Below are 13182 nucleotides of genomic sequence, written 5' to 3'. Positions count from 1 at the left end.
CGGTATAAGCGATCCAAGCGGCGCCCCTACCGCGTCGGGACCGGGTGCTCGCCGCGATAGTCGTAGAAGCCGCGGCCGGTCTTGCGGCCGAGCCAGCCGGCTTCGACATATTTCACCAGCAGCGGGCATGGGCGATATTTGGAATCGGCCAGCCCGTCATAAAGCACCTGCATGATCGACAGGCAGGTGTCGAGGCCGATGAAATCGGCGAGCTGCAGCGGTCCCATCGGGTGGTTGGCGCCGAGCCGCATCGCCGTGTCGATGGATTCCACCGAGCCGACGCCCTCATAGAGCGTGTAGATCGCCTCGTTGATCATCGGCAGAAGGATGCGGTTGACGATGAAGGCCGGAAAATCCTCCGAAACGGTGATCGTCTTGTCGAGCGCGGTGACGAACTGCTTGGCGCTCTCGAAAGTAGCATCATCCGTGGCGATGCCGCGCACCAGTTCCACCAGCTTCATCACCGGCACAGGATTCATGAAGTGGATGCCCATGAATCGCTCGGGCCGGTCGGTCGCCGAGGCGAGCCGGGTGATCGAGATCGACGAGGTGTTGCTGGCCAGAATCGCCGTCTTGGACAGATGCGGGCAGATGTCGCGATAGATCTTGCGCTTGACCGTCTCGTCCTCGGTCGCCGCCTCGATGACGAGATCGAGGCCGGCAAGGGCGGCGGGGTCCGTCGCCGTGCGGATCCGGCCAAGCGCCTCGGCCCGCTCGGCCTCGGTGATTTTCTGCGAGGCCAATTGCCGGTCGAGCGCGGCGGCCATGCGCTCCAGACCAGCCGCTGTCCGCTCCTTGGAAACGTCGTGGAGCGTGACGTCGTAGCCCGCGAGCGCGGCGACATGGGCGATGCCGGCGCCCATCTGGCCCGCGCCGACCACCCCGACCTTGCTGATCCTGTCCGCCATCTCGCCTTCAACCGCCTCCCGGAATTTGTTGCACCGCAACCGTAGCGGGCCTCCGCCCCGCCGTCAAAGGCGGCGCGGCGCTGCTCAGAGCTTGTCTTTCAGCTCCGGCAGGATCTGGAAGAGGTCGCCGACAAGACCGTAATCGGCGACCTGGAAGATCGGCGCCTCCTCGTCCTTGTTGATCGCCACGATCACCTTGGAATCCTTCATACCGGCCAGATGCTGAATCGCGCCGGAAATGCCGGCAGCAATGTAGAGGTCGGGCGCCACCACCTTGCCGGTCTGGCCGACCTGCCAGTCGTTCGGGGCATAGCCGGCATCGACCGCCGCGCGGCTGGCGCCGATCGCCGCGCCGAGCTTGTCGGCGACGGGCAGGATGAATTCGTCGAACTTTTCCTTCGAGCCGAGCGCCCGGCCGCCGGAGAGAATGATCTTCGCCGACGTCAGTTCGGGCCGGTCGCTTTCGGCCAGACGTTCGCCCACAAAGGCCGAGAGCCCCGGATCGGCGACGGCATCCACGGCCTCCACCGGGGCCGAACCGCCCTCGCCAGCGGCCTGAAAGCCGGCGGTGCGCACAGTGATCACCTTCTTGGCATCGCTGGATTTCACCGTCTGGATGGCGTTGCCGGCATAGATCGGCCGCTGGAACGTGTCGGGGCCGTCGACGGCGACGATGTCGGAAATCTGCATGACGTCGAGCAGCGCGGCGACACGCGGCATGACGTTCTTGCCCGAGGTGGTCGCCGGCGCGACGATCGCGTCATAGCCGTCCGCGAGCTTGACGACGCGGTCGGCGAGCGGCTCGGCGAGGCCGTGCGCATAGGATTCGGCGTCCGCATGCAGCACCTTGGCGACGCCGGAAAGCTTCGCCGCGGCGTCGGCGACGGCTCCCGAGCCGGAGCCGGCGACGAGGACGTGCACGTCGCCGGCCATCTGGGATGCCGCCGAGAGCGCCTTGGCGGTCTGGTCGGAAAGGGCGGCATTGTCGTGTTCGGCGATGAGAAGCGTTGTCATGTGGTTGGTCTCCCGGTCGAGGGCAGGTCCGTCTCAGGTCCGGACGGAGCAGCGAATGCAATGGGCAGGTCCGGCAAAAAATTCCCGACGAAACCTGTTAAAGGACGCCGGCCTCGTTCCTCAGCTTGTCGATCAGTTCGTCGACGCTGCCGACCTTGACGCCCGCCCCGCGCTGCTGCGGTTCTACCGTCTTCAGCACCTCGAGCCGGGGGGCGACGTCGACGCCGTAATCGTCAGGCGACTTTTCCTCGAGCGGCTTCTTCTTCGCCTTCATGATGTTGGGAAGCGAGGCGTAGCGCGGCTCGTTGAGGCGCAGGTCCGTGGTGACGATCGCCGGCATCGTGATGTCGACCGTCTGAAGGCCCCCATCGACCTCGCGCGTCACCTTGGCCCGGCCGTCGGCGAATTCCACCTTGTTGGCGAAGGTGCCCTGGCTCCAGCCGAGCAGCGCGGCGAGCATCTGGCCGGTCTGGTTGCAATCGTCGTCGATCGCCTGCTTGCCGAGGATCACCAGATCGGGCTGTTCGGCTTCCACCACCCCTTTCAGGATCTTGGCGACGGCGAGCGGCTCGGTCGGCTGGTCGGTCTTGACCAGAATGCCCCGGTCGGCGCCCATTGCCAGCGCGGTACGGATGGTCTCCTGCGCCTGCTGCGGGCCGACGGACACGGCGACGATCTCGGTGGCCGTGCCGGCTTCCTTGAGGCGGATCGCCTCTTCCACCGCGATCTCGTCGAACGGGTTCATGCTCATCTTGACGTTGGCGAGATCGACGCCCGATCCATCCGGCTTCACCCGGATCTTCACGTTGTAATCGACCACACGCTTGACTGCGACGAGGACCTTCATCGGCGGGCTTCTCCCTTGGTCGGCCCGGAGGTCTCCGGACACTCGCTCCATCGAACCTCGGCCACGCTCCGCCGTTTGCGGGCGTCTGACCTGTCGGGGCAGGCACGGCCGATGTCGGCAAAGCGATAAATGACGTTTACGTAAGTGTCAAAAAACCTTGCGCTCCTGGCCGCTTAGTGACGCCCCGGCCGCGATCTTTCAAGCCCCGCGATCGCCTTTCCGCTCCAGTTCGACCGCCCGCGGCATTTCGATCCGCCGGTCGAACAGCGTCACGCCTTTCTGCCGCAGCACCAGGGTCAGCGCGAGACCGGTGAGGATGCCGCCGGCATGGGCGGCATAGGAGACGTCCTCGGCGCCCATGAGGAACAGCAAGAACTGCAGACCGATCCAACTTATAAGCAGCAGCCAGGCCGGCAGGTACAAGGGGATGCGGCCGAGGGCGAGTACCCAGATCCAGACGCGCGGATGCAGCATCAGATAGGCCGCGGCAACCCCGGAGACGGCCCCCGACGCGCCCACCAATGTAGCCTCGGACTCCGGCATGGCGAGGGAATGCGCGAAGGCTCCCGCCGCCGCGCAGGCGAGGTAGAAGCCAAGAAAGCGGAAATGCCCGAAAGCGTCCTCGACATTGTCGCCGAACACCCAGAGAAACAGCATGTTGCCGAGAAGATGCCAGAAATTCAGATGCAGGAAGGCGTAGGTGACGAAATTCAGCGCGCCCGGCACCGCCACATATTGCGGCGGCAGATCGGCATAGCCGTTCACCACCGCCGGGATGAAGCCGTAGGTGATCTCGAAGGCGGAGAGATAGGCGCCCGTCTCGCCGGTCCCGGCGAAGACCAGATAGATGACGACGTTCACGGCGATCAGCCCGACCGTCACATATTGGAAACGGATGCGCCGCAGCCGGTTGGCGTCGTAGATGGGAACGAACACGGGCGATCCTCGCAAATGATCCCGGAATGCAGGCGGCCCCTCCCCCTCGTCCCGCCTCAGCGGCTCTGGCCGGGCACCCAGAGAACGTCGGCCTTGCCGTCATCATTGGCAATGCGGGCGGCGACGAAAAGATGATCCGACAGCCGGTTGATATATTGCAGCGCCGCCGCCGAGACGCTCTCGCCCTCCTTGCGGGAAAGCTCCACCATCAGCCGCTCGGCCCGCCGCGCGACGGTGCGCGCGTGATGCAGATGCGTCGCGGCCGGCGCGCCGGCCGGCAGCACGAAGGAGCGCAGCGGCTCCAGCCGGGCGTTCATGGCGTCGATCTCCCGCTCCAGCCGCTCCACCTGCGACGGAACGATCGCCAGCCGCTCATAGGGCAGCGGCTCGGCCGTCTCCGGCGTCGCCAGATCGGCGCCGAGGTCGAACAGCTCGTTCTGGATGCGCGCCAGCATGGCGTCCAGCACTTCGTCGGCGTGAAGCCGCACGATGCCGACAATGGCGTTCAACTCGTCGACCGTGCCGTAGCTCGCGACCCTGAGATCGGATTTCGGCCGCCGCTCGCCGGTGCCGAGCCCGGTGTCGCCGGCATCGCCGGTCTTGGTGTAGATCTTGTTCAGCTTGACCATGATGTCTCCGTTCGCCGGGCATCATAGGTCATCATGCGACGGCTGACAGGGGGCGCGCGGAGGCTCCGCGATCGCCAAACCTCCGGCGGTGGCGCGTTGCCGCAGGAGCGATTTTTCCGGAACCGGATGCCGCCTCGTTCGTATTGCCTACCAGTCGCCCCCTCACCGATCGAGATGTCATCGATGGATTTTCCGCATCCCCCCTCCACCGCCGCGATCGCCGGTCACCCGATCCACGCGACGCTGGTGCCGTTTCCGATCGTCTGCTTCACCCTCGCCCTGTTCACCGACATCGCCTATTGGCAGACGTCGAACCTCATGTGGCACCATTTCTCCGCCTGGCTGCTGTTTGCCGGCCTGGTGTTCGGCGTGCTCGCCGGCCTGGCGGGAGCCGTGGACTTCCTGTTCAGCCGCGACGTCCGCGCCCAGCGGCCGGCCTGGCCGCACGCCATCGGCAATGTGATCGTCCTCGGCCTCGCCTTCTGGAACACCCTCGTCCATGCCGGCGACGGCTGGACCGCCATCGTGCCCTACGGGCTGATCCTGTCGGCCGTCACTGTGCTTCTGCTGATCGTCACGGCCTGGCTCGGTCGCTCACTAGTGTTTCGTTACGGCGTCGGAGTCAGCAATGACCAGTACAACAATGACCAGTACTAAAGCCCCCGTTCGCGCCGCGCTTCTCGCCGGCGCCAGCCTCGTTCTCCTGTCGCTGGCCGGCTGCGGCGACGACGGCTCGAATTTCGACGTCTCGTCGCAGATCGGCCCCGATCCGGTGCTGCCGGAGCCAAGCACGCCACTGCTCCCCGACATCAAGATCGCCGAGGTCGTCGGCTGGCAGGAGGGCCAGACGCCGACCGTTCCCGAAGGCCTGACCGTCACCGCCTATGCCACGGAGCTCGTCAATCCGCGCACCGTCCACACCCTGCCGAACGGCGACGTTCTGGTCGTGCAGTCGCGTGGCCCCTCCGGCAAGCCCAAGCCCCGGCCGAAGGATTACATTCAGGGCTGGGTCATGGCGATGGCCAAGGGCGGCGGTGGCGGGCCACAGAAGGACAGCAACCTCATCACGCTGCTGCGCGACACCGACCGGGACGGCCAGGTGGACGAACGCAGCGACCTGCTGACCGGGCTCAACTCGCCCTTCGGCGTCGCCTTCGCCGACAACAAGCTCTATGTCGCCGCGGCCGACGCGATCCTCGTCTATCCCTACGAGCTCGGCCAGCCGGAGATCACCGCCGCGCCCGAGGTGCTGACGCCGCTGCCCGGCGGCCCGATCAACCACCACTGGACCAAGGATCTGGCGCTCAGCCCGGACGGGCGCTTCCTCTTCGCCTCGGTCGGTTCCAACTCCAACGCCGCCGAACGCGGCATCGAGGCGGAAAAGGGCCGCGCCGCGATCTGGCGGGTCGATCGCGAGACCGGCGCCGCGAAGGTCTACGCCTCTGGCTTGCGCAACCCCAACGGCCTGACCATCCATCCCGAGACCGGCACGCTCTGGACCGTCGTCAACGAGCGCGACGAGCTCGGGCCGAATCTGGTGCCCGACTACATGACCTCGGTCGAGGAAGGGGCCTTCTACGGCTGGCCGTGGAGCTATTTCGGCGACCACGTCGACGAGCGGGTGCATCCGCCGCGCCCCGACATGGTCGAAAAGGCGATCGCGCCGGATTACGCGCTGTCGAGCCACGTCGCCGCGCTGGGCCTGACCTTCACCAACGGCTCGGCGATGCCGCAGCCCTATGCCAACGGCGCCTTCATCGGCGAGCATGGCAGCTGGAACCGCGATACCTTCAACGGCTACGAGGTCGTCTATGTGCCGTTCGAGAACGGCCAGCCGGCGGGGATGGCCGAAGGCGTCGTCACCGGCTTCCTCGACGGCGACAAGGCGCGCGGCCGGCCGGTCGGCGTCGGCATCGACGGCACCGGGGCGCTTCTGATCGCCGACGATGCCGGCAACACGGTGTGGCGCGTCGCGCCGGCCGACGGCACCATCCTGCCCGAGCCGGTCGCGACCGACGCGATGCCCGCCGCTAACCAGGCAGCGCCGGCAGCCCCGGCAGCCCCGGCAGCGGCCGAAGCACCGGCGGCGAGCGAAACTCCGGCACCGGCCGACGCCCCGCCACCGCAGCCCGCCGCACCGGTCACGGCCCCTGCGACCGCACCCGCCCCGGCTGCCGCGTCGCCCACACCGCCGGCCGAGACTTCAGCGCCGGATACGGCGGCGACGCAACCCGCGCCGCCGGTCGATGCTCCTCCTCCGGAAGCTGCTGCCCCGGCCGCTTCGCCGGCTCCCCCGCCGGCCGACACAGCGCCGCCCGCACCGGCCGCGCCGGCCACGGCCCCATTGCCGGCCGAGGGTGCCGCAACCGCACCCGCCCCGGCTGGCGAGCCCAATCCGGAGCCGGCCCAGACCGAGATCGCTCCGGCGGTCCTGCCCGAGGGAATGGTCGAGGACGCGCCGCCGCAGGGGCAGTAGCCGCCGCTTGCCGGACCGGGCGACACGGGGCGGCCGGCGGACGGCCACGCCCGTTTCGCGCGTTCGGGCAGGAGCGAAGGCGCTGTCGATCCGGTTCGGACCGGCGATCAGGGGATGGATGGCGCGATCCGTTGCGGGGCCTATGCCTCGGAGCGGTCGGTGTCATCGCGGTCGCGCGGATAGCGCCGCGTCAGCGGAAATTCCGGCAGCCAGGATTCGCGGCGGATGGTCCAGAGCTCGTAGGTCGGCGTCAGCTGGTCGGGGGCGTCCAGCGCTCCGAGCTTGCCCTCGATCTCGTCGCCGCTGCGGCCGAACACCGGCGAGCCGCAGCGCGGACAGAAGCACCGCCCGGCATAGTCGCGTGTTTCGCCATCGATCGTCACCGCATCCTGAGGGAAGATCGCCGAGGCGTGGAACAGCGCCCCATGATGCTTGCGGCAGTCGAGACAGTGACACAGGCCGACCCGATAGGGGCGTCCCGCCGCCACGATGCGGACGTCGCCGCACAGGCAACCGCCGGTGAATCGCTCCATGCTGAGGCTCCTCAACATCCAGAGGTCGGACACTTGCCGACGCGCCGCGTTCGGCGCGTCGACGGTGCTACGCGACCCGCAAATCCGCCGCCGGTGCCGAGCCCGGCATCACCGGTATTGTTCAGCTTGACCATGAGGCTTCCAGTTTGGCCGGGAGAATAGGTCATGTCGCGGCGGGTGATAGTGGCGTTTGGACGAGAGATTTGTTGTCGCTGGTGAATCCCTCTACGTCAGAAGTTGCGTTATTCCGACAACCCGCCCTTGCCTCTGGAGGTTCTCCACAGGTAATGGTTGCCGACACCTTGCGAAGAACAAATCAAGATCACATAGTTTGGGTTATTCACTCGACTGAGGAGGTTGCAATGGCAAATCCCGCTAACCCAGGGCGCCCGGACAATCCCGGTCGGCCGGACAATCCGGGTAACCCAAATCCAGGTCGGCCGGACACCCCTCCCGACCACGCACCTGGTCGGCCCGATCATGTGCCGGGACCGCCTGACGGCCCAAAAATCCCCCCTAAGCCGGTAGGCTAACTGTGGTTCCATACTCGGGCACGGAGCCCAAGGATCTTCCGATCTGGAACGATCATTGGCCGGGAAGACTCAAGGCGGAACTGGATCATCTCTCTTATAACTCCGCTGGACCTGTTCACCTCGATGAGGCCAAGCTAGCCAAGGGGGTCCTGCGGATAGTATTCGCCTGGTCTCTGTCGACGGGCGAAAAATTGGAGTTGGAGGCAACCTATCCAGACTCCTTCCCACGCTTTCGCCCGCATGTGAGCCTACGAGGCGATCCAGCGACATTCCCGGATCGCCATGTTGGACCCAATGGGGAGGTCTGCCTTCTCGGGCGGGACAGCCGTTTCTGGCAGTCTCGAATGACGCTGGCTGATCTTCTGCACAGCAATCTGGAGAAGGCTCTTAAAGGCACCGGAGATGAAGACCCGCAGGGCGAACCGATGGAGGTCTGGTGGAACGACGCTCAAAGGAATGAGACCGGTAACTTCCTCCTAGTTGACAGTACATGGGATCTTACGGGCTTCGAAAAAGGCGTAGCCGAGGTCGCCTTCCGATGTGAACGGATCAATGAAGAACTCTGCTTTCGTGGTGTCATCGAGAAGATTTGGGCGGGCTCTCGCGAGGAGGTTCTTTACGAGCGAACGTTTCAAGCGCCTCCTATACCCGGCGCATTGAGGACGATAGCCACATGGCGCCGCAACGATACCCTCCCGCTACCGAACCAAGGGCAGCTTGCGGGCCAGTTGCCGGGGCTTGATTACAAGGGCCGACATGAGCAGACGTCTTTCGGCTCGCTCAGAGTCTCTTTGACCGTTAAAAGAACCGAACTACGACATGAAGCGCCCGGGGATGGCTTCGTTTGCCTGCTCACGCTTAGTCGCGGTTCTAAGAATAAACGTCGCGAGCAGCATTTCGTAATCCCAGTCTTCCGAGCAGGCGAGGAGGATCTGGGTTACCGAGTGCCGGCGACCAAGGTATTGCGGCGATCGCATATTGCTTTGATAGGTTTGGGAGCACTCGGATCTCCCCTGGCTCTGGAGCTCGCCAGGAATGGAGTGGAGCATCTGAGGATTTTAGATCACGACATAGTCGAGCCCGGCAACACGGTGAGATGGGCTCTCGGGGCTTCCGCCTGGGGGAAGCGAAAAACGACAGCACTGGAGCAGTTCATTCAAGCGGAATACCCTAGAACGACAGTTACCTCATCGGATGTCTTCATTGGCGTCGGCAGCGGAAGACGGAGAGGCTGAGGCGCTCGACCGACTTGTCGTCGGCACCGAGCTCATCATCGACGCGAGTGCATCGACTGGGGTCACCCGTCATCTTTCAGACCTGTGTCGCCAACACGGCAAAACGATGATCTCGGTCGCCGCGACGGTCAGCGTGAAGGGAGGCACCGTGAGTGTTTACCGCCCTACCTCAGGTTGTCCAATTTGTCGTGAGTATGCTTACGATGATGGGGACTTCCCTATGCCTCCAGGCGCCGAGGATTATGCCGAGTTGACTCAGCCACCGGGATGCGCGGAAAACACCTTCGCTGGTGCATCTTTCGATCTCCAAGAGTTGGTTTTGCAAGCCGTCAGGGTAGCCGTTGAGGTGCTAGGGGAAGCAGCACCAGATCAAACTCAGATCCACACCTTATCGCTGCATGATGGCGCGCACAGAATACCGCCTGTCTGGGCTCTATACGATCTTCCCGCTTCGCCCAAATGCGCCTCCCACAGATAGTCTGGCTACCCCAAGGTATCGCGGCCGCCATCCTGGCGGAAGCTGACCGGTGGTTTGACCTCGAGACAGGGGGCTCCCTGATGGGGTACCGGGCTAACGAGCGCGAGATCGTCGTTACTGCTCATATCGATGCCGGTCCGCGGGCTACTCGGGAGAAGTATCGCTTCGAACCGGATCAGGCATGGCAACAGGAACGCATTGACGAACACTATGCAGCATCGGGCCGACTAGATGTCTATTTAGGCGACTGGCACACCCATCCGAGGGCTATAAGCGCCCAGCTTAGCTATACCGACCGGGCCTGTGTCCGGAGGATCATTTCAACTCGAGAGGCGAGACAGAGCTGTCCAATAATGATGCTTCTGATCGGAGAGGCTGGCTCTTGGGAGATGTGCCCAAAGGTCTGCATTATCCAACGGCTTTGGGGAGTATTACCTTGGCTGGAAGAGAACGCAGCGAAAATTAGGCTCTATTAGCTTCGGCTTTTCGCGTCAGCGATTGTTGAAATGGAGAAAATTGGTAGCGCTGGAGGCGACGCTCCAACCAGTTTACGTCAGTTTCGGTTGGCGCCGCTCTTGCTGGCGCACTCCGTGATGGGCGGGTTTCATCAGTCGAATGGCTCAACGGAGAACCAAGGGGACTTTACGGCGAGCCTTCTATCAAGATGCCCAACCATTGACGGCACGAGATATTCGGCCTGATCAATACCAACAATAACTACCGATGGACCTCCATCCTTCTGGATTCGAGTCACGGGATGCGCTTTTCCGGTCCCGTCTGCGGCTGTTCCAGAATTAGCGTGGAACCCGTGCTCGTCACGGGCCCACACCAAATACTGACCGAACCGAGGTTGTCCACCAAACGGCACTGCCATTAGGCGGCGAGGCCTACGCTATAGCGCTCGGCGCCGTCATTTCTGGGGCGGAAGTCGCCTGAACGTTTCTCCCAAAGGTCGAAAAAATGGGATGGCGCCTCGCCGATGCGGTCAATGCCGCCCGGTTCGGTTTCCTCAAGCCGTACTGCAACTTCTAAACGACCATAGAGATCGTTTAAGGTCGGTGCTTGAACGCAAATGTCGTGTTCGAGCCCCTGAGCTATCCATGCGCCGCTTTCCTCGTAGAAGATCACACGGATTTTATCACTCATTATCGCGTCTCCTGCCGGACGGGTTAAGTCCAATTGGACCATATAAGGGAAACTCCTACCAGCGCAATAACACCTATGGTGAACAAACTGGTGCGACCCTTACGCCGCTCGCTCCCAGTGCCCGCACCATCACCGGCTGACCAGCGACAGAAGCGAATTGCGTACCAGGGCAAAGGCGTGAGCACTTGTATCGCGGCGGCGGCGATCCTCGCACCGCGCGGCTTTTGCGGCTTAGGCTGCCGGGTAGTTCGGTCATCCACCATGCTCCGGTCTTGGTTGCGCAATAGGTCAATTGACCGTCACGTAACAATAAGCCGCCGCTTCTCTCGGAAGAAAGAAAACTAGGGAAGCCCGTCGCCAAAGGCGGTTCCTATAAATTTTATCCCCGCCCTTTCCGCCTCCCACATACTCCGCTCACCGCCGGCCCACGGAACGGGCGCGAATGATGACCGGGATCGTTCGTTGGGCCAAGGGGAGAAATCCCTGGCGGTGCGGTGTCCGCGACGGGGCTTCTTCCGGAGAAGTGCCCGGCCCGGACGACCCTTTGCTCCGCCGGACCGTCCCCCACTAACGAGGGGTCTGCGGATCGGTCCGCTTGAGGCCCCGCAAGGGCCGAAGAGCCGGCAGCGCATGGGAGCCCACTCTACGCAAGGGCGCCCGTGTCGAAGGGTTGGTCAAACGCCGCGCGGGATGCCGGAGGCGGACCGCATGACATAAAACAGTCGGAGGGTTCGCCTCCGGCGTCCCGCCGCTCGTCTCGTCAGGGACGAGACGGCACAGGGGCCCGTCAGTGAGCGGCGAAGCCGCGACACTTAAGGACGGGACAGAGAACCGGGGCCCACCAGCGAGCCGCAAGGCGAAGCTTAAGGGTGGGACAGAGAATCACCCCGCCCTTAAGCTCCTCGCTAAGCTCGTCGCTGGCGGGGACCCCGAGGACGGAGAATGGAAGAAGGAAGGAGGAGACGCCAGCGTTGGAGATTGAGCGACCGGCCGCAGAAGCGGTGCGGGCGGTGACGCGCGCCTTCTGCCTCGTGGACGGAAAAGGGCAATCCTCTGCACCTTCGTCATCCTCGCGCTTGCGCGGGGATCCATGCCTCCGCGTGCGTGGCGACCGCTCCGGTGACGGAAGAGACGCGCGTTCCCGGGACCGACCTGGCGGCGGCAACGACTTGGCATGGATCCCCGGCCTGCGGCCGAGGATGACGAAGCGGGTCACTTGCGCGCCCTCTTCCCACTGGTGGGGGCGAGGGAGAAAGCCCCCTACCGCGCCAGCAGCAGCACGCCGACGAGGATCAGGACGGCGATGCCCTGCAGGATGATGCGGGCGCGCATCAAATTCTGCGAGGTGCTGCTGGAGCCGCCCCGCATCAGATTGAGGAGCCCGGCGCCGAGCACGCCGGCGGTGGCGACCATGAAGAACAGGGCGAAATAGGTGAGCGTATCGGACATGCCGGCCTTTGCGGGAGTTCTGTTCGGGAAGCCGCAATATAGGCAATGCGCGCGGGCGCGCGAGTCTCGGGTCACGCAAACGGGATCGTGGTCGCGCGACCGCTTCAAAGGCTCGGGACGGCCTTGGGCTTGCGCCGGCGGGTCGCGGCGGCAACGCCGACCCCGGCAATGACGAGGCCGACGAGCTGGATCGGCGACAGCGTCTCGCCGAACAACAGCCACGCCGTGACCGCGGTGACGCCCGGCACCAGATACATCAGCGAGGCGACGGACGACACCGCGCCCTCGCGGATGAGATACAGCATCAGGAAGACGGCGCCGATCGACAGGACGAAGACCAGCCAGGTGAGCGCGAAGACCAGTTCGCCGGTCCAGTCGAGCACCATCGTCTCGGTGGCCAGCGCGAGAATCAGCGTCGGCACGAGGGCACCGAGATATTGCAGCGCCGTGCCGGTGCGAAGATCGACGCCGCCGACGAAGCGCTTTTGCCAGACCGAGCCGGCCGAGATCGCGAAGGCCGACAGGACCACCGGGCCGAGCGTGACGAGGCCGTATTCGCCGGAGCCGTCGAGCTTCGGCAGGATGACCAGCGCGACGCCGACGAGGCCGAGGGCGAGGCCGAGAAGGTGGCGTGGTTGCACCCGCTCGCCGAGGAAGCTGGCGGCGAGGATGGTGGTCAGCACCGGCTGCAGCCCGACGATCAGTGCCGCGATGCCGGCGTTGAGGCCGTGCCGCACGGCGAAGAAGACGCCGCCGAGATAGACGCCGTGGATCAGGCTGCCGGCGATCATCGCGTGCGCCGCCGGCCGCCGGCCCGGCCAGGGCGCCCGCATCGTGATGACCACCGCGCCGAGGATCGCGAGCGCCAGCGCGTAGCGCAGCGACAGGAAGGTGAACGGTTCGGCATGGGGCATCGCGTAGCGCGCGCCGATGAAGCCGGTCGACCAGAGCAGCACGAAGATCGCCGGAAAGAAGGGCAGCAACCTTTGCACTGGGGA

12 protein-coding genes and 1 pseudogene are annotated in these 13182 nt (G+C 64.7%); 4 read left to right on the top strand and 9 right to left on the bottom strand.

What is annotated here, in order from left to right:
* Positions 1-26: 26 nt before the first annotated feature.
* From MJ956_RS01180 to MJ956_RS01160, 5 genes are all read right to left on the bottom strand, one after another.
* Positions 27-908, bottom strand: coding sequence for a 3-hydroxybutyryl-CoA dehydrogenase (locus MJ956_RS01180; RefSeq protein WP_253962651.1), 882 nt, complete (start codon positions 906-908; stop codon positions 27-29).
* Between the two features lie 84 nt (positions 909-992).
* Positions 993-1922: an electron transfer flavoprotein subunit alpha/FixB family protein gene (locus MJ956_RS01175; protein ID WP_253962650.1), complete on the bottom strand. Its 930-nt coding sequence runs from the start codon at positions 1920-1922 to the stop codon at positions 993-995.
* A 97-nt stretch (positions 1923-2019) separates the two neighbouring features.
* Positions 2020-2769, bottom strand: a complete 750-nt coding sequence (locus tag MJ956_RS01170; protein ID WP_253962649.1) for an electron transfer flavoprotein subunit beta/FixA family protein — start codon at positions 2767-2769, stop codon at positions 2020-2022.
* Between the two features lie 198 nt (positions 2770-2967).
* Positions 2968-3705 carry a rhomboid family intramembrane serine protease gene (locus tag MJ956_RS01165; protein ID WP_253962648.1) on the bottom strand — a complete coding sequence of 246 codons (738 nt, stop codon included), beginning with the start codon at positions 3703-3705 and terminating at the stop codon, positions 2968-2970.
* Positions 3706-3761: 56 nt separating this feature from the next.
* The gene (locus MJ956_RS01160; protein WP_253962647.1) at positions 3762-4334 is read right to left on the bottom strand and encodes a cob(I)yrinic acid a,c-diamide adenosyltransferase; all 573 of its coding nucleotides are present in this window, start codon (positions 4332-4334) and stop codon (positions 3762-3764) included.
* Between the two features lie 183 nt (positions 4335-4517).
* Here MJ956_RS01160 and MJ956_RS01155 point away from each other — a divergent pair, with 183 nt between their 5' ends.
* Positions 4518-4991 (top strand): DUF2231 domain-containing protein, encoded by a 474-nt coding sequence (locus MJ956_RS01155; protein ID WP_423724771.1) that lies wholly within the window; start codon positions 4518-4520, stop codon positions 4989-4991.
* A pseudogene (locus tag MJ956_RS01150) lies at positions 4978-6525 on the top strand (PQQ-dependent sugar dehydrogenase); the annotation flags it as partial. The gene MJ956_RS01155 and the pseudogene MJ956_RS01150, both read left to right, overlap by 14 nt.
* A gap of 425 nt (positions 6526-6950) precedes the next feature.
* On the opposite strand, the gene MJ956_RS01145 reads toward MJ956_RS01150, so the two are convergent.
* Entirely contained in the window at positions 6951-7343 is a 393-nt protein-coding gene (locus MJ956_RS01145; RefSeq protein ID WP_253962644.1) for a GFA family protein, read from the bottom strand.
* Positions 7344-8220: 877 nt separating this feature from the next.
* Between MJ956_RS01145 and MJ956_RS01140 the strand changes: the two genes are divergently transcribed.
* Entirely contained in the window at positions 8221-9111 is an 891-nt protein-coding gene (locus MJ956_RS01140; RefSeq protein ID WP_253962643.1) for a ThiF family adenylyltransferase, read from the top strand.
* A 459-nt stretch (positions 9112-9570) separates the two neighbouring features.
* A complete protein-coding gene (locus MJ956_RS18960) occupies positions 9571-10065 on the top strand; it encodes a Mov34/MPN/PAD-1 family protein (protein WP_423724770.1) in 495 nt (164 codons plus the stop codon).
* 397 nt (positions 10066-10462) lie between these two features.
* Here MJ956_RS18960 and MJ956_RS01135 read toward each other — a convergent pair whose 3' ends face one another.
* From MJ956_RS01135 to MJ956_RS01125, 3 genes are all read right to left on the bottom strand, one after another.
* Positions 10463-10735, bottom strand: coding sequence for a hypothetical protein (locus MJ956_RS01135; RefSeq protein WP_253962642.1), 273 nt, complete (start codon positions 10733-10735; stop codon positions 10463-10465).
* A 1260-nt stretch (positions 10736-11995) separates the two neighbouring features.
* Positions 11996-12184 (bottom strand): twin transmembrane helix small protein, encoded by a 189-nt coding sequence (locus MJ956_RS01130; RefSeq protein ID WP_253962641.1) that lies wholly within the window; start codon positions 12182-12184, stop codon positions 11996-11998.
* 104 nt (positions 12185-12288) lie between these two features.
* The gene (locus MJ956_RS01125; RefSeq protein ID WP_479768632.1) at positions 12289-13176 is read right to left on the bottom strand and encodes a DMT family transporter; all 888 of its coding nucleotides are present in this window, start codon (positions 13174-13176) and stop codon (positions 12289-12291) included.
* Positions 13177-13182 lie beyond the last annotated feature (6 nt).

Origin of the sequence: Aurantimonas marianensis (assembly GCF_024195285.1) — a bacterium.
GTDB classification, from domain to species: Bacteria; Pseudomonadota; Alphaproteobacteria; order Rhizobiales; family Rhizobiaceae; genus Aurantimonas; species Aurantimonas marianensis.
Note: the sequence above shows the minus strand (reverse complement) of the source record. Positions and strands in the feature narration are given on the sequence as shown.